General features: G+C 62.3%; 18 protein-coding genes and 1 riboswitch. Of the genes, 11 read left to right on the forward strand and 7 right to left on the reverse strand.

Annotated features, from left to right (window positions below):
• Positions 1–73: 73 nt before the first annotated feature.
• The 10 genes from AC07ZH_RS02050 (at position 74) to rraA (ending at position 8,680) form a co-directional block, all read left to right on the forward strand.
• Entirely contained in the window at positions 74–2,485 is a 2,412-nt protein-coding gene (locus AC07ZH_RS02050; protein WP_495198343.1) for a heavy metal translocating P-type ATPase, read from the forward strand.
• Positions 2,486–2,501: 16 nt separating this feature from the next.
• Positions 2,502–2,639, forward strand: a complete 138-nt coding sequence (gene ccoS, locus AC07ZH_RS02055; protein WP_119107944.1) for a cbb3-type cytochrome oxidase assembly protein CcoS — start codon at positions 2,502–2,504, stop codon at positions 2,637–2,639.
• A gap of 62 nt (positions 2,640–2,701) precedes the next feature.
• The gene (gene ccoN / locus AC07ZH_RS02060) at positions 2,702–4,144 is read left to right on the forward strand and encodes a cytochrome-c oxidase, cbb3-type subunit I (RefSeq protein ID WP_119107943.1); all 1,443 of its coding nucleotides are present in this window, start codon (positions 2,702–2,704) and stop codon (positions 4,142–4,144) included.
• 17 nt (positions 4,145–4,161) lie between these two features.
• Positions 4,162–4,791 (forward strand): cytochrome-c oxidase, cbb3-type subunit II, encoded by a 630-nt coding sequence (ccoO, locus tag AC07ZH_RS02065; protein WP_119107942.1) that lies wholly within the window; start codon positions 4,162–4,164, stop codon positions 4,789–4,791.
• Positions 4,792–4,806: 15 nt separating this feature from the next.
• A complete protein-coding gene (locus AC07ZH_RS02070; RefSeq protein ID WP_119107941.1) occupies positions 4,807–4,944 on the forward strand; it encodes a cbb3-type cytochrome oxidase subunit 3 in 138 nt (45 codons plus the stop codon).
• Between the two features lie 30 nt (positions 4,945–4,974).
• Complete coding sequence (ccoP, locus tag AC07ZH_RS02075; RefSeq protein WP_119107940.1) at positions 4,975–5,889, forward strand: cytochrome-c oxidase, cbb3-type subunit III; 915 nt, start codon at positions 4,975–4,977, stop codon at positions 5,887–5,889.
• 131 nt (positions 5,890–6,020) lie between these two features.
• The gene (gene ccoG / locus AC07ZH_RS02080; protein WP_495198344.1) at positions 6,021–7,466 is read left to right on the forward strand and encodes a cytochrome c oxidase accessory protein CcoG; all 1,446 of its coding nucleotides are present in this window, start codon (positions 6,021–6,023) and stop codon (positions 7,464–7,466) included.
• Between the two features lie 54 nt (positions 7,467–7,520).
• A complete protein-coding gene (locus tag AC07ZH_RS02085; RefSeq protein ID WP_119107938.1) occupies positions 7,521–7,802 on the forward strand; it encodes a FixH family protein in 282 nt (93 codons plus the stop codon).
• A gap of 38 nt (positions 7,803–7,840) precedes the next feature.
• On the forward strand, positions 7,841–8,134 hold the full coding sequence (locus AC07ZH_RS02090) for a hypothetical protein (protein ID WP_119107937.1): 294 nt from the start codon (positions 7,841–7,843) through the stop codon (positions 8,132–8,134).
• Between the two features lie 21 nt (positions 8,135–8,155).
• Positions 8,156–8,680, forward strand: coding sequence for a ribonuclease E activity regulator RraA (gene rraA / locus AC07ZH_RS02095; RefSeq protein WP_495198345.1), 525 nt, complete (start codon positions 8,156–8,158; stop codon positions 8,678–8,680).
• Between the two features lie 208 nt (positions 8,681–8,888).
• Here the strand turns inward: rraA and AC07ZH_RS02100 are convergent, their stop codons facing one another.
• Together AC07ZH_RS02100 and AC07ZH_RS02105 are read right to left on the reverse strand one after the other, a co-directional pair.
• Positions 8,889–11,099: an AsmA family protein gene (locus AC07ZH_RS02100; RefSeq protein WP_495198346.1), complete on the reverse strand. Its 2,211-nt coding sequence runs from the start codon at positions 11,097–11,099 to the stop codon at positions 8,889–8,891.
• A gap of 125 nt (positions 11,100–11,224) precedes the next feature.
• A complete protein-coding gene (locus tag AC07ZH_RS02105; RefSeq protein ID WP_119107934.1) occupies positions 11,225–11,782 on the reverse strand; it encodes a hypothetical protein in 558 nt (185 codons plus the stop codon).
• A 181-nt stretch (positions 11,783–11,963) separates the two neighbouring features.
• Here AC07ZH_RS02105 and AC07ZH_RS02110 point away from each other — a divergent pair, with 181 nt between their 5' ends.
• Complete coding sequence (locus AC07ZH_RS02110) at positions 11,964–12,887, forward strand: pseudouridine synthase (RefSeq protein WP_495198347.1); 924 nt, start codon at positions 11,964–11,966, stop codon at positions 12,885–12,887.
• A 71-nt stretch (positions 12,888–12,958) separates the two neighbouring features.
• Here AC07ZH_RS02110 and AC07ZH_RS02115 read toward each other — a convergent pair whose 3' ends face one another.
• The 5 genes from AC07ZH_RS02115 to gcvT form a co-directional block, all read right to left on the reverse strand.
• Complete coding sequence (locus AC07ZH_RS02115) at positions 12,959–13,627, reverse strand: RluA family pseudouridine synthase (RefSeq protein WP_495198348.1); 669 nt, start codon at positions 13,625–13,627, stop codon at positions 12,959–12,961.
• On the reverse strand, positions 13,620–15,794 hold the full coding sequence (locus tag AC07ZH_RS02120) for a PAS domain-containing hybrid sensor histidine kinase/response regulator (RefSeq protein WP_495198349.1): 2,175 nt from the start codon (positions 15,792–15,794) through the stop codon (positions 13,620–13,622). Before AC07ZH_RS02120 ends, AC07ZH_RS02115 begins: the two co-directional genes overlap by 8 nt.
• A 201-nt stretch (positions 15,795–15,995) precedes the next feature.
• The gene (gcvP, locus tag AC07ZH_RS02125; RefSeq protein ID WP_495198350.1) at positions 15,996–18,878 is read right to left on the reverse strand and encodes an aminomethyl-transferring glycine dehydrogenase; all 2,883 of its coding nucleotides are present in this window, start codon (positions 18,876–18,878) and stop codon (positions 15,996–15,998) included.
• A gap of 74 nt (positions 18,879–18,952) precedes the next feature.
• Positions 18,953–19,327, reverse strand: coding sequence for a glycine cleavage system protein GcvH (gcvH, locus tag AC07ZH_RS02130; RefSeq protein WP_495198351.1), 375 nt, complete (start codon positions 19,325–19,327; stop codon positions 18,953–18,955).
• An 88-nt stretch (positions 19,328–19,415) separates the two neighbouring features.
• Complete coding sequence (gene gcvT, locus AC07ZH_RS02135; RefSeq protein ID WP_495198352.1) at positions 19,416–20,549, reverse strand: glycine cleavage system aminomethyltransferase GcvT; 1,134 nt, start codon at positions 20,547–20,549, stop codon at positions 19,416–19,418.
• Between the two features lie 46 nt (positions 20,550–20,595).
• Positions 20,596–20,723, reverse strand: a riboswitch (glycine riboswitch).
• Position 20,724 lies beyond the last annotated feature (1 nt).

Consider the following 20,724-nt stretch of genomic DNA (forward strand, 5'->3'; position numbering starts at 1 on the left):
CGTAGGCGCCGAGTGCGCTCTCGGACTTGATTCAAGTCAATTCCATGAAAGTAGTGTGGGTTAAGCTTGCGCCATGTCAAAGAGTTTTTCGGCACCAGCAACTTCGGCACCCCTGCCGCAAGCCCAAGGTGTCTCTGCCGAGCAGCTCCACAGCGTGGAAAATTTGCTCGACGACCCTGCGGAGTGGCCTGCGTTTGGCCGCCCGGTGGAGTCTGCAGGCGAAGGCAATCATTGGGAATCGCATCTTGTCATCGAGGGCATGCATTGCGCAACCTGTGCCTTGACCATAGAAGACGCGCTGCGCGCGGTCCCCGGAATTGCGCAGGTCGATGTCAGCGCCGCGACCCAGCGCGCACGCGTGGTGTGGGCTGCGGATGCCACGCGGCCTTCGCAATGGCTGAATGCCGTGCGCAAGGCGGGCTACCGCGCACTTCCTGCGGTGGATGAGGCAGCGCGCGAGCAGCGCGTGCGCGAGAACCGCCGTGCACTGTGGCGTTTGCTGGTGGCGGGCTTTTGCATGATGCAGGTGATGATGTATGCGTGGCCGGCCTACATCGCGCAGCCTGGTGACCTGAGCGTTGAAATGGAGTCGCTGCTGCGCTGGGCCTCCTGGGTCATTACCTTGCCGGTGGTGCTGTTTGCCTGCGGACCATTTTTTTCCAGCGCCCTGGCAGATGTCTACCATCGCCGCATCAGCATGGACCTGCCAGTCGCCTTGGGCATGGCGATCACGTTCGGGGTGAGTACGCTGGGCACCTTTCAGCCCGAGGGCTTGTTTGGGCGTGAGGTGTACTACGACTCACTGACCATGTTTGTCTTCTTCCTGCTGACGGGGCGTTGGCTGGAGCTGCGGCTGCGTGAGCGTACTGCCGGTGCGCTCGAAGCCGTGATGAACCGGCTGCCGGACAGCATCGAGCGACGCAGCGGCGACGGCAGCTTTGTCCGCGTTCCGGTGCGCCGCCTTGTGGCAGGCGACGTGGTGCGCGTGCTGCCCGGAGAGGCGTTCCCTTCGGATGGGCGTTTGACAGCCGGCAGCTCGCGGGTGGACGAGGCCTTGCTGACCGGCGAGTCCGCACCGCGCTGGCGCACCGTGGGGGCATCGGTTTGTGCGGGCAGCATTAACTTGGAAGCCGCCGTGGAGATGGAAGTCGTTCGCTTGGGCGCCGACACGCGCTTTGGCGAAATTGTCGCGCTGATGGAAAGCGCCTCGCTGCAAAAGCCCCGCCTGGCCCAGTTGGCTGACCGTGTGGCGCGGCCGTTTTTGGTTTTCGTGCTGCTGGCAGCGCTGGCGGCGCTGCTGTGGTGGTGGCCGCGCGACCCGCAGCATGCGCTGATGGTGGCGGTATCGGTGTTGATTGTCACCTGCCCCTGTGCACTGTCGCTGGCCACCCCCGTGGCCATGCTCTCGGCCGCTGGTGCCTTGGCGCGCGAAGGCGTTCTGGTGCGCAATCTGCAGGCGCTTGAAACCCTGGCTGGCGTTGATACGGTGGTGTTTGACAAGACCGGCACGCTGACGCTCGACCGCATGGTGCTGCGCCACACCGAGGCGACGGGCGGCTTGTCGCCTTCAACCGCGCTGGAGCTGGCGGCAGCGCTGGCGCGGCACTCGCTGCATCCGGTATCGCGTGCGCTGGTGGCGGCTGCGGAGCAAGCCTTGCCGCAAGGCGCTCCGTCTTGGGACGTGAGCGAGGTTGTCGAAATACCGGGGCGGGGCCTCAGCGCGCAAGTTCGGACTATCGGTGGCACCGGTCCAGTGCGGACGCTGCTGCTGGGCTCTGCCGAGCATGTGGGCGTGGCGTTGCCTGAGCGTGACTGCGTGCAGGTGTGCATGGGCTGGGCCGAAGACGCAGTTTCGCGTCGCGTGAGCGCACGTTTTGAATTGGACGAGCAATTGCGCGGTGATGCCGGGTTGTCGCTGTGTGCGTTGGCACAAGCCGGTATTGCAGTACAGGTGCTTTCGGGCGATCGGTCTGCATCGGTAGGCCGCGTGGCGCGGCGGGCGGGTATTGCCAATTGGCGGGGCGATTGCACGCCGGCCGACAAACTGGCTGCGCTTTGCGCCTTGCAGGCAAACGGGCATCGCGTCGCCATGGTGGGTGACGGGCTGAACGATGGCCCCGTGCTCGCCGCTGCCCACGTCTCCTTCGCTTTCGGCAGCGCTGTGCCGCTGGCGCGCTTGCGTTCCGATTTCGTGATGCTGGGTGGGCAGTTGCGTCTGATTGCGCAATCCATCGTGCTGGCGCGCAAGACGCTGCGTGTGGTGCGGCAAAACCTTTGGTGGGCGGCTGGCTACAACGCCTTGTGCGTTCCGCTGGCCATTGCTGGGTGGATGCCGGCATGGCTCGCTGGCCTGGGCATGGCCACAAGCTCCTTGTTGGTGGTGCTCAACGCGGCGCGCCTGGCGCGTGCCATGCCGCCGCTCGCGCCACTGGTAGAGACACAGGCGCAATGCACTTCCCTCGTCCATGCGCAGATGCGTGCCTGATCTTCAAGGAACTTCCATGGATATTTTGTATGTGCTCATCCCGCTGTCCGTAGGTTTGGTGCTGCTCGTGCTGCTCGGTCTTTGGTGGGCGGTCTATCGTGGCCAGTTCGAAAATATCGACCAGGAAGCGGAGCGCATTCTTCGAGAGAATTGACGTTAGTCAAAAACATTACTTACAGCACGGTTAATATTTTTGCAGACTTCCAGAGGTAATTGATGACTCCTTCAACCACAGCAAATGCCGGCTATTACAACGACACCGTTGTCCGGCAGTTTTCCATCATGGCCGTCGTATGGGGCGTGGTCGGCATGCTGGTCGGCGTGTTTATCGCCTCCCAGCTGGCTTGGCCAGAGCTGAACTTCGGCATACCCTGGCTTAGCTACGGGCGTTTGCGCCCACTGCACACCAACGCGGTGATCTTTGCCTTCGGTGGCTGTGCACTGATGGGGACCAGTTATTACGTCGTACAGCGCACCTGCCAGGTGCGTTTGTTTGGTGGGCCGTTGGCGGCCTTTTCTTTCTGGGGCTGGCAACTGGTGATTCTTGCTGCGGCCATCAGCCTTCCGTTGGGCTATACCACCAGCAAGGAATATGCTGAGCTTGAGTGGCCCATCGACATCCTCATCACCATCGTATGGGTAGCCTATGCCATCGTGTTCTTTGGCACCATCGGCATACGCAAGGTGCGCCACATTTACGTGGCGAACTGGTTTTACGGCAGCTTTATTCTGGCGGTGGCACTGCTGCACATCGTCAACAGCGCGGAAGTGCCCGCCGGCTTCATGAAGAGCTACTCGGCCTATGCCGGCGTGCAGGATGCCATGGTTCAGTGGTGGTACGGCCACAACGCGGTCGGGTTCTTCCTCACGGCGGGCTTCTTGGGCATGATGTACTACTTCATTCCCAAGCAGGCGAACCGGCCTGTGTACAGCTACCGCCTCTCGATCGTCCACTTTTGGGCGCTGATCTTCACCTACATGTGGGCGGGCCCGCACCACCTGCACTACACGGCCCTGCCTGACTGGACGCAGTCGGTCGGCATGGTGTTCTCGCTGATTCTGCTGGCTCCCAGTTGGGGCGGCATGATCAACGGCATGATGACGCTGTCGGGCGCATGGCACAAGCTGCGTGAAGACCCCATCCTGCGCTTCCTGATCGTTTCGTTGTCGTTCTACGGCATGTCCACTTTTGAAGGTCCGATGATGGCCATCAAAACGGTCAATGCGCTTTCGCATTACACGGACTGGACGATCGGCCACGTGCATTCGGGTGCACTTGGTTGGGTGGGACTGATCACCATCGGCTCGCTCTACTACCTGATTCCACGCCTGTTCGGTCGCGAGAAGATGCATTCTGTCAAGGCCATTGAACTCCACTTCTGGCTTGCCACTATCGGCATCGTGCTCTACATCGCGTCCATGTGGATTTCCGGGGTGATGCAAGGCCTGATGTGGCGTGCAGTGAACGCGGATGGCACGTTGACCTATACCTTCGTCGAGGGTGTCAAGGCCACCTATCCCTTCTATGTGATTCGGGTGATCGGCGGACTGCTGTACCTCAGCGGCATGCTCATCATGGCTTGGAACGTCTGGCTGACGGTAAGTTCCGGCCGCTCCTCCACGGTGGCGATACCGGCCCTCAAGCCCGCCCACGCCTGAGTTTTGAGGATTGATTCATGTCACATACCAACAAAGTATCCAAAGGCTTCTCGCACGAGAGCATCGAGACCAACAACTTCTTGATGATCGTGCTGATCGTTCTGGTGGTTGCGGTGGGCGGCCTGGTGGAAATCGTGCCGCTGTTCTTCCAGAAATCCACGACCGAGCCCATCAAGGGACTCAAGCCCTACACGGCGCTGCAACTGATGGGCCGTGATATTTATCAGCGCGAGGGTTGCTACAACTGCCACTCGCAAATGATTCGGCCTTTCCGTGCGGAAACTCTGCGCTACGGCCACTATTCGGTGGCGGGTGAGTTCGTCTATGACCATCCCTTCCAATGGGGCAGCAAGCGTACTGGTCCGGACCTGCAACGCGTAGGCGGCAAGTACAGCGACGAATGGCACCGCATCCACCTGAACAACCCGCGGGACGTGGTGCCTGAATCCAACATGCCTGCCTACTCCTGGCTCAATACCGGCATGGTCGATCCGCAAGATGTTGCGCCGCACATGAGAGCCCTGCGCAGAGTAGGTGTTCCGTACACCGACGAGGAGATTGCCGCCGGAGCCAACGAAGTCAAGGGCAAGACGGAAATGGACGCCGTCGTGGCCTATCTGCAAGTGCTGGGCCGCTCGCTCAAATAACGGCAGGAGAACACCATGGATATCACTACCTTGCGCATCGTGTTCACGCTGCTGTCGTTCGCCTGCTTTCTGGGTATAGGCATATGGGCATTTTCCAGCCGCAACCGCGAGCGCTTTGAAGAAGCGGCGCGCCTTCCCTTCGAACAAGATTGATCCGATCAGCTCCGAAAACGAGAACATCCCATGAGCGATTTCACCCACAATTTCTGGTCGATCTACGTCGCCGGCATGACGCTGGCCGGGATCATCGGCTGCCTGCTGCTGCTGTGGTTCACCGCCCGCAAGAAAGTCGATGCCACAACCGACAACACCACCGGCCATGTCTGGGACGAGGACCTGACAGAGATGAACAACCCCATGCCGCGCTGGTGGATGTGGCTGTTTGTCATCACCATCGTTTTCGGCCTGGGCTACTTGGCGTTTTATCCTGGGTTGGGAAATTTCGCCGGCAAGCTGGGTTGGACCGAAGTCAAGGAATACCAGGAGGAAATGCAAAAGGGCGAGGCCGAGATCGCTCCTGTGTATGCACGGTTTGCCTCTTTGACGACGGAGCAACTGGCGGGTGACCCACCGGCCATGGCCATTGGCGAGCGCCTATTCATGAACAACTGTGCGCAGTGCCATGGCTCTGATGCCCGCGGTAGCAAGGGTTTTCCTAATCTCACGGACAAGGATTGGTTGCACGGTGGACTGCCAGAAAACATCAGTGAGACGATCCACAATGGCCGGATTGGCATGATGCCGCCTATGGCTGCGGCGGTCGGTACGGCGGACGACGTGCGCAATGTGGCGAATTACGTGCTCAGCCTCTCTGGCAGCCCGCACGATTCGGTGCGCGCATCGCTAGGCAAGTCCAAGTTTGTTGCTTGCGCTGCCTGCCACGGCATGGACGGCAAGGGCAACCAGGTGATCGGAGCGCCTAACTTGACGGACGACATCTGGCTTCATGGTTGGGGCGAGGCCGCCATCACTGCCATGGTCAACAATGGGAAAACCAATGAGATGCCCGCGCAGGCCAGTAAGCTCACCGAGCCACAAATACGGGTGTTGACCGCCTACGTGTGGGGTCTGTCGAACCGGCCCAAAGCTGCACAATGACCCTGCGGATTTCCCTGGTTTCCGGGGTCGGTATCCGATCGCTGCAACCAGGGGAATTGTCCCGAGGGTCTGAAATTTCTTTGTACGTGGCACTTTCGTTCTGATGTGCTGAATTTCTAAAGCAGTTTTCCATGAATACCCCAGGCGATAAGCCTCGCAAGGTCATCCCGATTGCCCCAGTGGCATCGGAGCCATCTGCACAGAACTCTGTGTCTTCTCTCTACGAGGCGCAGAAGAAGATTTACCCACGTTCAATTAGTGGGTTTTTCGCGCGGTGGCGCTGGGCCCTGGTGTTTCTCACCCAGGCCGTGTTCTACGGTCTGCCGTGGCTGGAGTGGGGACAGCGACAGATGGTGCTGTTCGACTTGGGCGCGCGCCGTTTCTATATGTTCGGCCTGGTGCTGTACCCGCAGGACTTCATTTATTTGACGGGCTTGCTGATCATCTCCGCGTTGTCGCTGTTTCTGTTCACCGCAGTGGCCGGTCGCTTGTGGTGCGGCTTTGCTTGTCCACAAACGGTCTACACCGAAATATTCATGTGGATCGAGCACAAGGTCGAGGGCGATCGCAGCGCCCGCGTGCGACTCGACAACGGTCCGTGGACGGCCGAGAAAGTCTGGAAAAAATCGCTCAAGCAAGCACTGTGGGTGCTGATTTCGCTATGGACAGGCTTCACGTTCGTCGGCTACTTCGTGCCCATTCGCCAGTTGGGTATCGAGCTGCTGGCGCTCCAGGGAAGCTGGCAAGTGTTCTGGGTGCTGTTCTATGGGTTCGCAACGTATGGCAATGCCGGCTTCTTGCGCGAGCAAGTGTGCAAGTACATGTGTCCGTACGCACGTTTCCAGAGTGCGATGTTCGACAAGGACACACTGATCGTCACCTACGACGAAGCACGTGGCGAGCCGCGTGGTCCCCGCGTCAAGACGGTGGATTACAAGGCCAAGGGGCTGGGCGATTGCATTGATTGCACTTTGTGCGTCCAGGTCTGCCCCGTGGGCATTGATATCCGTGATGGCCTCCAATACGAATGTATCGGTTGCGGTCTGTGCGTGGATGCGTGCAACAGCGTGATGGACAAGATGCACTATCCACTCGGGTTGATCCGGTTTTCCACGCAGAACGCCGTGGTCAAAGGCTGGGGCAAGGCGGAGATTTTCCGCCACGTGCTGCGCCCGCGCGTGCTCATCTACACTGGTATTCTGGTGGCGCTGTGCGTGGGCATGCTGACAAGCCTCATCATGCGCACTCCGTTGAAGGTCGATGTGGTGCGGGACAGGGCTGCACTGTCGCGTATCGTGGCAGGGGGAAAGCTTGAGAATATTTATCGACTTCAGATCATGAACGCCACCGAAACCACGCACCGCTACCGCATCAGTGCCGCGGGGCTCGATGGGCTGGAGTTGGCCTCGGAGCCCGAATTCGAAATTGAGGCTGCGCAGTCGCGTTGGGTGCCGGTTAATCTGCGCATTCCCTATGGCTCGGCCGAGCCTGGATCTCACCCAGTGCATTTTGATATTGAAGCCATTGGCACGAATGCGCATGTCCGCGAAAAATCGGTTTTTCTGGTGCCACGCTGATCAGACTGAATTCGCAGCCATGGTCGGTGCCGCCTACCTCCCTGATTGACCCTCATGATCAACCCATCCGCTCCTTCTGCTGATTCTTCCAAGCCCCAACCCTGGTGGAAATTTGGCTTTGTCTGGCTCATTTTTGGTGGACCTGCCGTCGTCGTGGTGGCATCGTTTGTCACCCTGTGGCTGGCCATTCGAACGCCGGATCCGGTGATCGATGAAAACTACTACCAGCATGGCATGGCCATCAACAAGACGCTCACCGCACAGGAGCACAGCCTTGCCCCTGCGATGAAAGGGCGCAACCATGCGGCAACACCGGCTGAAGACGTACCGCGCTGAAATCGCTGCGCCCAATCACCTTTAGAGGAAGCAAGCAGATGTGGACCCAACGCCTGATGTGGATTGCATGGCCCGCCTTTTTGGTCGCGGGCCTGCTCGAAATGCTGGTTTTTGCCATGGTCGATCCGAGTGATCTGCACTGGTTTGGTGAGCCGCTTGGATTGTCTCGCCAGGGCGTGTACACGCTGGCGTTCTTCCTGTTTTGGGCAATGACGATTGCATCCAGCGCATTGACCACCTTGCTCTCGTTTTCACCTTTCGAGGTCAATCGCTGTCCTGTGCCCAATGGCGAACGACCAGACGATTGCCGAAAAATCCACATGCGCACCTGACTTTCGCTTGGAACCCGACACATGGCAGACGCTGCAATGTCCCCTTTCCCATTTTTTTCAACCTGCGACTTCTGCGACCTGCGCAAGACAGACGACAGCGGCGCTTTTCGCGTGCTGCCTCCGAGCTTGTCATCGTTCGGAGGCAAGCGCGTATTCGCCGGGCCTGTGAGCACAGTCAAATGTTTTGAAGACAATGCTTTGGTAAAGGCGGCGCTCGACACGCCCGGCGAGGGCCGCGTTTTGGTGGTCGACGGTGGTGGCTCGCTGCGCCGCGCTCTTGTGGGGGGCAACCTGGCGGCGGCGGCTGCGGCGAATGGGTGGGCCGGCGTCGTGGTCGACGGCTGTGTGCGCGATGCAGCAGAACTGGCGGCTGCGTCAGTGGGGATTTGCGCCCTCGGCCTCATGCCCCTGCCAACCACCAAACGTGGCGAAGGGCAGCGCGATGTCGCGATTCAAGTGCTTGGGGTATCGGTGCGTCCTGGTGATTGGCTGTATGCCGATCAGGACGGCATAGTGGTCAGCACTACTGCGTTGCACGCCCCCTGAGTGCTGTGCCAGAGCGGCACCAGCACTTGCAAGGCACCCATGGCGCTGGTTGTGCCCCTCTCATCCCGTCGTATGGGCGACGAACCAGAAACCGTTTGGCTGACGAGCGCTCGCATGCGGGTCAGCCGCCCCGAAGCCTTGTCCGTGGTGGGCACTGCACGTTGTGCATGCAGTCCAGGGCAAGTGGCTAACGGCTAACGGCTAACGGCTAACGGTGGTCCGAATATTTGTGTGCATGGGTTATTGGCTTGGGCTTCGCACCTTCTGGCCCCGCCTTGACCGCCTTATCGGCGTGGGCAAGCAGCTGGGCACATTCGGCGTCGTCTTCTGCCGCTGGAACCGTGATGGGCACAAGTGCCAGGGCGGTGGGGGCCGCGACCGCGGCGACGATTGCAGCACCAGCACGAGCCAGTAAGGGGCCTGCCTCAAATCCCACCTTGGGATCGATGAAGGGGCCGCGTACGGTGAGTGGCGTACGCAGCGAGAAGAATTTCCATTGCAACGATTCAGGTTTGACACGCAGGTTGATGTATTCATGCCCAAAGTCAACCGTTCCGACCGCCTCGACTACCGCCTCGTTGGTGCTCAATTTGACCGAGCGCGTTTGGGCCATGCCGTTCTTGATGCCAAAGTCCGCCATGGCGCAACGCAGTTTCACTTCCTTGTCGGCGCCAAACAGCTTGGTGACAATTACGCTGCCCAAGTTGAGCGCGGCCAGATCCAGGAGCTGCTTGCTTAGTGTGCCGTCACGCACATACAGGCGCGCCTCGCCAGAGCTGCTCGCGAGCATGCTGGCAATGGAGTCCCCCCTGCTTGCCAGAGCAAATGCGCCGTCCATACGACCGAGGCTCTTGTCCATCAATGCCACTTTGGGAAACAACGCAGACAGTTTAAGGCCGTCCACCGTCGCATGAATGCGGGCATTCAGAGGGTCTGTATGGCCATCAAGGTCCACTTGGGTATCAATCCGCCCTTTGGCTACGCCGAAGCGCAAGGGGTTCAGGTGCAATGTGCCGTTCTTGAGGGTGGCACGCATACTCAGGTTGTCCAAGGGCAGAGACGATGGGCCCAACAATTTTTCGCCGAGAAAGGCGATGTCCAGGTCCATTGCCACCCAGCGATCTGTTGCGAATTTGGTGTTGGGCAGAACCTTCCCGGGGCGGGCAGTTTCCTTTTTGTCTGATTCTGTGCTTTGGGTCGTGCCAATGATGGGGCCGAGATCCGCCAAGCGGAGTTTTTTGGACTTCAATTGCCCCCTCAAATGCGGCCGAGGTTGCCCGGAGGTGTAGGTGAGATGCCCTTCCAGGTCGCTTTCGCCCACGGTGCCGGAGAAGTCCTCGTAATCCCACGTTGCGTGTTCTGGCTCCAGGCTGCCGACCAGATGGCCACTGGTCTTATAAGGTGGCGTATTGGGAAGCACGAGCCCTGTCAGCCCGTAGAGATCGGCCATGGAGTCGCCCTCGAGCTGCACCTGCAAATCGACGCCAGAGAGCTTGCGGGGGTTGGACACAGTGCCTCGCGCCTGCGCGCGCGTGTTCCCGGCACGCACTTCGAAGTCCACGGGGTAGTCCACTGATGCATCGCGCAGTGACAGCAACTGCCCCACACGTCCCCAGCCTTTAAGTTTCGCATTGCGGAACTTGCCGCTCATCTCGACGCGCAGCCCATAGCGGGCACTGTCCTCGTCAGTCGATGCCGTTTTGTCTTGCTCTTCAATGGCGGCGCGCAGCGCCAGCTGCTGCATTTGGTCGGCGTACGAGAGGCGGGCCTGGGTAAGCCCCAGCTGTCGCACGTCTACTCTCCAGGGATTGGGCTGTGCCGTATCGGCTTCCTGCGTCTGGCGGGGAAAAGTCCAGTTGTTTTCGCCATTTTCCTTGCGCGCAAGCGCTATGTCGGGGGCAGAGAGCATCAGCGTGTCGATCAACACCACGCGTCCCAGCAAGGGCAGCAGCCGCAGGCTTGCGCTGGCTTGCTTGACTTGCGCCATGAGCGGTTGTGTGTCGGCAGCCCCATCCTTGCGGGCAGGTGGGGCCAGGGAGGGTGGCTGGGAGTGCGTGCTTGGCGCATCCAGGGAGCCAAGATCGCCAAAATGCTTGCGATTGGCCAGTTCCAGATCCCTTGCCTGAACCAGAAGTCCCGGAACCCAGTGGCGCCACCCGGTGTCCAGGGGCTGGGGCCAGATCCAGTGGGCCTCAAGATTTCCCTTGATTTCAAAATGCCGGCCACTGGCTGTACTGACCTGTTCATTGATCCATGGCCTGGCGCGGTTCCAGTCGATCAGGTGTACCGCCAGCAGCGTGGCGAACGGAAACACCAAGGTGGCCGCGCACAGCACAAGCGCAGCGCGCAGCCAAAGGAGGCGTGCCAGGGCAGGGCGTTGCGGTGACGGCGGAGCGCTTGGGGGGTCGATGGTGACCATAGGCCCGCTATGCTACGGCGGCCCCAGCAGGAGTTGGCGCGTGGGCGAGGTTTGCCGCCCTTGTCCTACATCAAGACCGCTATACCCCGTCGTTCATGTATTGCGCAGGCAAGCAGAACATACTGCTACAGCACTGCAAAAAGTTTTTCTCGCAGTTCTGGCAGGCGCTTGTGACCTATTGAATTGGATTCCAGTGCCTGGGCCCAAGCGTGGTACACCTCGCGCAATTCACTGCTGCTCTTGCAGTTGTAGATCGACTCGATCAGACTGATACGGTTGTGGTGTCCGAAGATGTTGTTGACGGTATTGGTCATGAAATTGCGCGCCATTTCCATTTCCTTGGCGCTGCGCGATTCTGCTGGTGGCAAAACGGCCAGCCAGTCGGTGGAGGCAGGAGCAAGCATGGATGCCTCGGCCGCAGAGCCGGTTGCCGGGGAGGCCTTCGCTGGCAGCACAGCCTTCATTTCTACGCAGTCGCGGTCAAGGAGTTCGTTCAGGTATTGCGCAAGCTCGTGCCCGGCCACAAAGGGCTCCAGGTCGTGTCCGGTGCGGCGTCCGTCAATCAGCACCAGCAGCCGCCGCGCCAAGGGGCTGAGTCCCAGCGAACGCGAGGCGATTTCTTGCTGCCCGGTGGTGGTTTTGGAGAAAATGGCGGAGCGTAAGTCGGTGGGGGTATCTGGCATGAAGCCGGGATCCTTGAAAAAGCGGAATTCCTCTCTCGATAGTGATCTACGGGATAGGGACTGCACACTGGGGTTTTTACCGATTTTGCGGAGAGATACCAAGAAAGCGGGTGATTGGCCGTTCCTTGCCGCCGCAGGGCTACAATTTTTCGGCCCCCGACAGGCCTATCTACCCAACGCCATGCAAAAAAACCGCCGCCCAGCTGTACTGCCGATGCGCGATGGTGTGAGCCCGAGCTGTGTGGTGCTGCCTTCCAAAGGGCATGGATTGGCGTTGGATTTTCTCTGCGATCGCATTCCCAAGGTCTCCCGTGCCGACTGGGAACGGCGTATGGCGGCGGGGGAAGTCGTGGATGAGCACGGTCAAACGGTGCTCCCTGTAAGTTTGTTTGTACCCGGTCTCAGGTTGTTCTACTACCGCAGCCTGGCGAGCGAGCCCCGACCGCCGGACGCAGAAGTCGTGGTGTACCGCGATGCCCACCTATTGGTGGCCGACAAGCCGCACTTCATGCCGGTCACGCCCTCGGGCCGCTATCTGCACCACAGCCTGCTCGTGAGGCTCAAGCGGGCCTACGGCTTGAGTGAGCTCTCGCCCCTGCACAGGATTGACCGGGACACCGCGGGCCTGGTCCTGTTTTCGGTGCAGCAGGCCACACGTGGCACCTACCAGGCGTTGTTTCGCGAGCGCTGTATCGACAAGGAATACGAGGCCATTGCGCCCATCTGGCCGCACGGGACGCCGCCACGTGAGCGCGCCAGCCGCCTTGAGGAAAGCCCGCAGTTTTTTCGCATGCACGAGGTAAGCGGTCCGGCCAACAGCCTCACGCATATCGATGTGTTGGAGACGGGCACTGATTGGGCACGTTACCGCCTGCGGCCGGTCACGGGCAGACGCCACCAGTTGCGCGTGCACATGGCGGCGCTTGGTCTGCCGCTGCGCAACGACGCGTTCTACCCCGAAGTGAACGACCCGCCGGAGGGCGATTGGTCTCGGCCCTTGCAGTTGCTCGCGCGCTCGCTGGCCTTCACCGACCCCTTGACGGGGGAAGCCAGGTTTTTTGCCAGCCAGCGGTCGCTATTGCCACTGGGCGATGGTGGTGCCTGAGTCCATCCCTTACTGCTACTAAATTGATATCTGGAACCGCTTACCTGGTAAGCGGTAGAGGCCGAAAACACCTAAAACTCTGGCGCCGAGGTGAACTGCAGTGGTTCCGCGGTTCGCGGATGCGCGAAAGCCATTCGCGTGGCATGCAGCAGCAATCGGGGGGCGCTGGCCGCGTCGCCGTACAAGGCATCACCCAGGATGGCGTGGCCGATGGCCGACAGGTGCACGCGCAGCTGGTGCGTGCGCCCTGTGAGCGGTGCGAGTTCCAGCCGAGTGGCATCGCTACCTTGGGCCGGTCCGAGGATGCGCCACTGGGTTTGGCTGGCTTTGCCCAGTGCGTGGTCGATGACGCGCAGCGGGCGGCGCGGCCAGTCTGCGGCGATGGGCAGGGAGATGGTGTTCCAGCCGCCATCCGCTTGCGCTGCGGGCCCGCCGTGCGGTCTTCCGTGCACGATGGCCTGGTAGCGTTTGTGAACCCGCTGCTCGGCAAATGCGGCCGACAGAAGGCGCTGCGCCTCGGGATTGCGTGCCATCACCAGCAGCCCAGAGGTCGCTTGGTCCAGGCGATGCACCACCAGTGCGCCCGGCCAGCGCTGACTGGCACGCTGGCTCAGGCAGTCGCTTTTGTCAGGCCCGCGCCCTGGCACGCACAGCAGGCCGGAAGGCTTCTCCAGCACCAGCAGATCCGCATCAGCGAATATGGCGACCACGTCTGGCGGTGGCGCCTGCGGTTCAGGCATCGCCACGCACCAGGCGCTGCACGGTGGTGCAGAGTTCTTCGACGTCGTTGGGTTTGTGCACCAGCGCGCGCGCGCCAGCGCGGATCGCCGCTTCTTCGATCTCTTGCGTGACGTAGCCAGAGGCCAATGCAACCGGCAGATCGGACCGCAGCCTTTGCGCCTCGCGCAAGAGGTCCAGCCCGGAAAAGCCCGGCATGTTGTAGTCGGTCACCAGCAGGTCGTATTTCCAGGGCGCTTCCGCCAGGGCCGCGAGGGCGCCGCGCGGATCGGTGAATCCGCTCACCTGGTAACCGCGCCGGCGCAGGAGGCGCTGCACCAGAAAGACCAGCGCCTGGTCGTCGTCCACGTACATGACATGGTGAGGAGTGCCCGTGCGCGACGCCTCGGCCACCAGCGGCGCGGGGGTGCTGGCAACGAACTCAGGCGCCTGTGCCTCGTCTTCGGCTGTGGGGAAGTAAAGAGTGAAGCAGCTTCCTTCGCCCAAGGTGGCGCGCACATCCACAGCGCCTCCGTGGGCGCGCATCACGCCATGCACGACGGCAAGACCGAGCCCTGTTCCCTGGCCCACGGGCTTGGTGGTGAAGAACGGCTCGAACACGCGCGTCAACGTATCTGCATCGATGCCCGGGCCATTGTCGTGCACGATGATGGCCACATAGCGGCCCGCTGCGAGACCCAGGCGCTCGCGAACGCGGGCATCGGGTTGGGCCGGGTGGGCTTGTACCGTGACGTGGCCGCGGCGCCCGGTCATCGCCTGGATGGCGTTGGTGCACAGGTTGAGAACGGCCTGTTCGACCTGTGTCGCATCGGCCAGTATGGGGGGCAGGGCGCTGGACGCGCGCACCTGCAGTTCAACCGTGGGCGGTAGCGTGACCCGCAGCAGACGCTCGGTGTCGTGCAGCAGCGCCTCCAGGCGAACCGGTGTTCGCCGAGGTGGCTCGTTGCGGCTGAAGGTGAGGATTTGGCGCACCAGGTCGCGGGCGCGGCGGCCGGCTTTGGCGATTTCGCGCAGGCTTTCCTGCACAGGAGAGTCTGGTGGGCAATCCGCCCGCGCCAGCTCCACGTTGCCCAGAATAGCCCCGACGATGTTGTTGAAGTCGTGCGCAATACCGCCGGCCATGGTGCCGATGGCCTGCATCTTGTGCGATTCGCGCAGTTGCAGTTCCAGTTCGCCACGCCGCTCCTCTGCACGCTTGCGCGCCGTGAGGTCACGGGCAAACACAGTGGTGGTCTCGCCGTCGGCGTGCTGCTCGAACGAGACGCTCACCTCCACGGCCAGTTCGTGTCCGCTTGCGGTGCGCGCCGTCATTTCACCCAGCAGGGCCTGTGTGGTGAGCGGTGCAAACAACAGCGCCTCGGCCGCCTTGGGCAGAAAGCGCTCGAGCGGGCTTCCCAGGGCGTCGCTGACCGCGCACTGAAACAGCGCGGCAGCCGTGGGGTTGAACACGGTAATGCGCTGGTGCCGGTCCACGCACACGATGGCGTCGAGCGCTGAGTTGATCACGGCCGCCAGGCGCTTTTCACCAGCGTAGAGCTGTTCGTTGCGCTGTTGAAGCTCTCTTGTGCTTTGTTGCAAGGCGCGGCGCTCGGCCAGCAGCGGCCCCTGGTCTACCAGGGCGCAGAGGAACTGGTATTGCGAGAGATTGTTCTCCTGTGGCGTCTCGATGCGCGCGATGTGCAGGTCGCCCGTGATGTGCGTGGTCTCGCCAATGCGAAATACGACTTCGGTTGCTTCGGCATGTCCTTGCGCCGCCGCCTGCGAAAACGCGTGCTGCACGCGCTGTGCGTGTGCAGCATCCACAAAGGGCATGAGCGCAGTCAGCGGGCGATCGCCTTCGCCTGGCTGAAACGAGCGGTGCGCCATGGGATTGGCCTGAACCACCATGTCGTGTGCATCGATCACCATGAGTACCAGTGGCACACTGGCAAACAGCGCTTCGAAACGCTCGGATGCACTCTCGGCTGCGGCCTGGCTGTAGCGCAGCACCTCGTTTTGCGCCTTCAGTTCGGCCTGGGATTTGCGCAGCTCCGCGATCAGGCTCGCGACAGAGCCGGCGGGGCGAGCGTCGAGGTTGCGGCGCTCTGACACCGGCCAGTCCTGTGCTTGCGGCGGATACGCAGCCGGATCGGATTTGCGCAGCAGGTAGGAGAGATCAGGCTCATTCATGGGGCAAGCACCCGTGGCGCAGGCGCGCACGGGCGGCGGGCATGCGAGCGAGTGTACGCGGGAGCGCTGCGACGCGGCTGGAGCGGCGTTGGTTCAGCGCCCCGAATGCCATCGGGCCATGGCGGGCTCCGACTGCACCAACGCATACCGTGCCGAGGGCTGGCAGGCCAGGCAGGCGCGGGTGGGGCGCATCGCGCGGGGCTATTCGGCAGCGCTGACCGGAATGCAGCTACAGAACAGGTTGCGGTCGCCGTACACGTTGTCCACGCGGCCCACGCTCGCCCAGTATTTGTTGCTGCGCAGGGCCGCGACAGGGTAGGCCGCCAGCGCCCGGGGATACGGGTGGTCCCAGGTTTCAGACACCAGGCTGTGGGCGGTATGGGGCGCATTCTTGAGCGGGTTGTCGTCGCGCGGCCAGGCGCCCGATTCGATCTGGCGGATCTCGTCACGGATGGCAATCATGGCGCCAATGAAGCGGTCCAACTCGAACAATGTCTCGCTCTCGGTGGGCTCGACCATCAGCGTGTTGGGCACGGGGAACGAGAGCGTGGGCGCGTGAAAACCGTAGTCGATCAGGCGCTTGGCCACGTCTTCGGCCATCACGCCGCTGGTGTCCTTGAGTTGCCGCAGATCCAGGATGCATTCGTGCGCGACGTGACCGTTGGCCGATGCATACAGCGTCGGGTAATGGGGTTTGAGGCGCGCGCTGATGTAGTTGGCCGAGAGGATGGCCACTTCGGTCGCGGCCTGCAAGCCGACTGCGCCCATCATGCGGATGTACATCCAGGAAATCGGCAGCACCGCGGCGTTGCCCAGCGGCGCGGCGCTCACCGCGCCCACGCGCCCAGCGATACCGCCTGTGGCATGGCCTGGAAGGTAAGGCACCAGGTCTTCCACCACGCATACCGGCCCCACGCCCGGCCCGCCGCCGCCGTGTGGGATGCAGAAGGTCTTGTGCAGGTTCAGGTGGCTGACGTCGCCGCCAAATTCCCCCGGTGCGGCAATGCCGACCAGCGCGTTCATGTTGGCACCATCGACGTACACGCGGCCCCCATGCTGGTGCACCAGGGCGCACAGCTCTTTCACCTGTGTTTCAAACACGCCGTGCGTGCTGGGGTAGGTGATCATTACGCAGGCCAGATGGGCGCTGTACTGCTGGCATTTGGCCGCCAGGTCAAGCATGTCGACGTTGCCGTTGGCATCGCACGCCGTGACCACCACCTGCATGCCGGCCATCTGTGCGCTGGCCGGGTTGGTGCCATGCGCGCTGGCCGGAATCAGGCAGATATGGCGGTGCGCACCGCCGTTGGCAGCGTGGTAGGCACGGATGGCCAGCAGGCCGGAGTATTCACCCTGCGAGCCGGCATTGGGCTGCAGGCTGACGCCCGCGTAGCCGGTGGCCTCACACAGCCAGGCGCGCAGCTGCTCATCGAGCAAGCGGTAGCCTTCCAGTTGGTTGGCGGGCGCGAACGGGTGAATGTTGGCAAATTCCGGCCAGGTGATGGGCACCATCTCGCTGGTGGCGTTGAGCTTCATGGTGCAACTGCCCAGCGGGATCATGCTGCGGTCCAGCGCCAAGTCCTTGTCCGAGAGCAGACGGATATAGCGCAGCATCGCGGTCTCACTGTGGTGGGTGTTGAACACCGGGTGCGTGAGAAAGGCGCTGCTGCGGCGCAGGGCGGGCGGAATCAGCGACTCAACGCCGTTCTCGAATGCGCCGAAGGAAGGAGTCGCCTGCCCATCCTTGGCGAAAATTTTCCACAGCAACTCAATATCGGCGCGGGTAGTGGTCTCGTCGAGCGAGATACACAGCCAGTTTTCAAAGTAAATTCGCAGGTTGGCGCCCATGGATACTGCGCGAGCAGCTATTTCTTTGGTAGCGCCATCGGTCTTGAGCGTGACCGTGTCGAACGTGGCCTGCTCACGCACCGGCGCACCCAATTGCTGCAACCCGCGGGTCAAAATGGCCGTGTAGCTCGCCACGCGCTGCGCAATGCGCGAGAGGCCCTGTGGCCCGTGGTACACGGCGTACATGCTGGCCACCACGGCTGGCAGCACCTGCGCGGTGCAGATGTTGGAGGTGGCCTTTTCGCGACGAATGTGCTGCTCGCGCGTTTGCAGCGCCAGGCGGTAGGCGGGGTCGCCATGCACGTCCACGCTCACGCCTACGAGGCGGCCGGGCATGGAGCGTTTGAAGTCATCGCGGCAGGCCATGAATGCGGCGTGCGGGCCGCCCGCGCCCATGGGCATGCCAAAGCGCTGCGTGCTGCCAACGACAATGTCGGCGCCCCATTCGCCCGGTGGGGCAATCAGCGTCAGCGCCAGCAGATCGGCAGCCACGACAAAGGCCGCCTGCTTGGCATGCACCTTCGCCACGTCGGCGCGCAGATCGTCGATGCGGCCGCTGGTGGCGGGGTACTGGGCGAGCACGGCAAAGTAGTCGCCATCCAACGCGGCGTTCCATTCTTCGAGCGAATTGGCCAGCACCACCTCGATGTCCATGGGCGCGGCGCGCGTCTGTAGGACTTCAATGGTTTGCGGGTGCGCGTCGCCGGCCACGATGAAACGCATGCTCTTCGATTTGACCGAGCGGCGCGCCAGCGTCATGGCCTCGGCTGCGGCCGTGGCTTCGTCCAGCATCGACGCGTTGGCCACCGGCATGGCGGTGAGGTCGCAGACCATGGTCTGAAAGTTGATGAGCGCCTCCATGCGCCCCTGCGAAATCTCGGCCTGGTAGGGCGTGTAGGCGGTGTACCAGGCGGGGTTCTCCAGCACGTTGCGCAGGATGACGCCCGGCGTGTGTGTGCCGTAATAGCCTTGGCCGATGAAGCTGCGCAGTACCTGATTTTTCCCGGCGATGGCCTTGAGTTCTGTCAGCGCATCCGCTTCGGTGCAGGCGGGCGGCAAATCCATGGGTGTGCGGCGCGCAATGGAGCGCGGCACGATGGAGTCGATCAGCGTTCGGCGCGAGGCCTCGCCAATGGCCGAGAGCATGAGCGCTTCGTCTTCGGCGTCAATGCCGATGTGGCGGGGCAGAAATTCGGCTGCGTTTTCAAGCGCGCGCAGGGCAGGGGTGGAAGTCATCGGCGTGGACAGAAAAATAGAGCTTTCGCCCGCGCGGGCTGCGCAGGCGAAAGCGGGGGAAACGAGGGAGTCGCTCAGGCGCCCTTGGTGAAATTGGCGTAGGCCGGCTCATCCATCAGGGCATCGAACTGCGTCAGGTCGCTCACGCGCACCCGGAAGAACCAGCCCGCGCCCAGCGGGTCGGTGTTGGCAAGCGAGGGGTCGGCGCGCAGTGCTTCGTTTACTTCCACCACCTCGCCGGCGACCGGCATGTAGACGTCGGCGGCGGCCTTGACCGACTCCACGACGCCAGCCACCTCACCCTGGGCAAAAGTGGCACCCACTTCGGGCAGGTCGACGAATACCACGTCGCCCAGCGCGTCCTGTGCGTGCAGCGTGATGCCCACCGTGGCGGCTTCGGGGTTGCTGATGTTCACCCATTCGTGGTCGCGCGAGTATTTGACGGTCATAAAAATGCTCCAGAAAAAAGCTTGAAGAAAGAGGACCGGCCACTGTAGCGGTCGGTGTCGCAGGGGGCAATGCGGAACTGCCGCAGGGTTACCCGCGGAAATAGCGTGCCGGGACAAACGGCATGGCACCGACCTGCATCGGCACGGGCTTGCCGCGCACCATGGCAAACAGTTGGGTGCCGGGCGCTGCATAGTCCGAACTGACATAGGCCATGGCAATCGGCTGGTTCAGCGTGGGGCTCAGCAGGCCGCTGGTGACCTGGCCGACTTGCTGGCCGTCCATGTTCTCCAGGACCGCGGGTTCGCGCACCGGCACGCGCTCGGTAGCGATCAGGCCGACGCGCTTGCGGATAAGCAGGGTTGGGTCGTCGATTTGCGCCAGCACCTTTTCGGCGCCAGGGAAACCGCCAGCGCGCGCCCCGCCCGTACGGCGCACCTTCTGGATGGCCCAGTTCAAGCCCGCTTCGCTGGGGGTGGTGCTGGTGTCCAGGTCGTTGCCGTAGAGGCACAGGCCGGCCTCCAGTCGCAGCGAATTGCGCGCGCCCAGGCCGATGGGCGCCACTTCCGGCTGGGCCAGCAGCGCACGTGCCAGGGCCTCGGCCTCGCTCGCGGGCACCGAAATCTCAAACCCATCCTCCCCGGTGTAGCCACTGCGCGTGACGAAGCAGTCGGTGCCAGCGACGGCAAAGTTGCCGCCTGTCATGAAGACAAGTTGGTCGATGCCGGGTGCCAGCCGTGCCATCACGTTGGCCGCCTGCGGGCCTTGCAGGGCGAGCAGGGCGTGGTCTGGCAGGGGCTGCACGGTGCAGCGCTGGCAGATACGCGCCGTGATGTGGGCGATGTCGGCCACCTTGCAGGCGCCATTGACGATGACGAACAGACTGTCGGCGCTTTCCTTGAAGAACATCAGGTCGTCGAGGATGCCGCCCTCGTCGTTCAGCAGCAGGCCGTAGCGCTGTTTGCCCACCGCAAGGCCGATCACGTCCACGGGAATCAGTGTTTCAAAGGCAGCCGCAGCGTCGGTCCCGGTCAGGCGCAGCTGGCCCATGTGCGAGACGTCAAAAAGGCCCGCCGCCGTGCGCGTGTGGCGGTGTTCGGCCATCAGGCCGGCGGGGTACTGCACGGGCATGGAATAGCCGGCAAACGGCACCATGCGCGCGCCAAGCTCCAGGTGCAGGGCGTTGAGCGGTGTGGTCTTGAGGTCGGTAGCAGGAGCGGTCATGGGCAGATCTCGGGGCAAATGCGGGCCGCAGCTCGGAGGCCACGGAATTTGCCCTGCTGTCCGCTTTACCTGAGAGATTCACCCCATCGCCCTGGCTGGCCGTGCGGCTTGCTCCTTCGGTGGGCCAGTGGCGCTGCTCTGCGCAGCGCCCGGCCTCTCTCCAGCAAGGAAACGC

The organism is Simplicispira sp. GW247-4R2A (assembly GCF_059424465.1).

What these genes read in the sequence shown, in the direction of transcription:
- AC07ZH_RS02115 (WP_495198348.1), bottom strand. Translation starts at nt 13,627, where the DNA reads ATGCCTGAACCGCAGGCGCCACCGCCAGACGTGGTCGCCATATTCGCT.
- ccoN (WP_119107943.1), top strand. Translation starts at nt 2,702, where the DNA reads ATGACTCCTTCAACCACAGCAAATGCCGGCTATTACAACGACACCGTT.
- AC07ZH_RS02100 (WP_495198346.1), bottom strand. Translation starts at nt 11,099, where the DNA reads ATGGTCACCATCGACCCCCCAAGCGCTCCGCCGTCACCGCAACGCCCT.
- AC07ZH_RS02120 (WP_495198349.1), bottom strand. Translation starts at nt 15,794, where the DNA reads ATGAATGAGCCTGATCTCTCCTACCTGCTGCGCAAATCCGATCCGGCT.
- gcvH (WP_495198351.1), bottom strand. Translation starts at nt 19,327, where the DNA reads ATGACCGTCAAATACTCGCGCGACCACGAATGGGTGAACATCAGCAAC.
- AC07ZH_RS02090 (WP_119107937.1), top strand. Translation starts at nt 7,841, where the DNA reads ATGTGGACCCAACGCCTGATGTGGATTGCATGGCCCGCCTTTTTGGTC.
- AC07ZH_RS02110 (WP_495198347.1), top strand. Translation starts at nt 11,964, where the DNA reads ATGCAAAAAAACCGCCGCCCAGCTGTACTGCCGATGCGCGATGGTGTG.
- AC07ZH_RS02105 (WP_119107934.1), bottom strand. Translation starts at nt 11,782, where the DNA reads ATGCCAGATACCCCCACCGACTTACGCTCCGCCATTTTCTCCAAAACC.
- gcvT (WP_495198352.1), bottom strand. Translation starts at nt 20,549, where the DNA reads ATGACCGCTCCTGCTACCGACCTCAAGACCACACCGCTCAACGCCCTG.
- ccoS (WP_119107944.1), top strand. Translation starts at nt 2,502, where the DNA reads ATGGATATTTTGTATGTGCTCATCCCGCTGTCCGTAGGTTTGGTGCTG.
- rraA (WP_495198345.1), top strand. Translation starts at nt 8,156, where the DNA reads ATGGCAGACGCTGCAATGTCCCCTTTCCCATTTTTTTCAACCTGCGAC.
- AC07ZH_RS02070 (WP_119107941.1), top strand. Translation starts at nt 4,807, where the DNA reads ATGGATATCACTACCTTGCGCATCGTGTTCACGCTGCTGTCGTTCGCC.
- ccoG (WP_495198344.1), top strand. Translation starts at nt 6,021, where the DNA reads ATGAATACCCCAGGCGATAAGCCTCGCAAGGTCATCCCGATTGCCCCA.
- gcvP (WP_495198350.1), bottom strand. Translation starts at nt 18,878, where the DNA reads ATGACTTCCACCCCTGCCCTGCGCGCGCTTGAAAACGCAGCCGAATTT.
- AC07ZH_RS02085 (WP_119107938.1), top strand. Translation starts at nt 7,521, where the DNA reads ATGATCAACCCATCCGCTCCTTCTGCTGATTCTTCCAAGCCCCAACCC.
- AC07ZH_RS02050 (WP_495198343.1), top strand. Translation starts at nt 74, where the DNA reads ATGTCAAAGAGTTTTTCGGCACCAGCAACTTCGGCACCCCTGCCGCAA.
- ccoO (WP_119107942.1), top strand. Translation starts at nt 4,162, where the DNA reads ATGTCACATACCAACAAAGTATCCAAAGGCTTCTCGCACGAGAGCATC.
- ccoP (WP_119107940.1), top strand. Translation starts at nt 4,975, where the DNA reads ATGAGCGATTTCACCCACAATTTCTGGTCGATCTACGTCGCCGGCATG.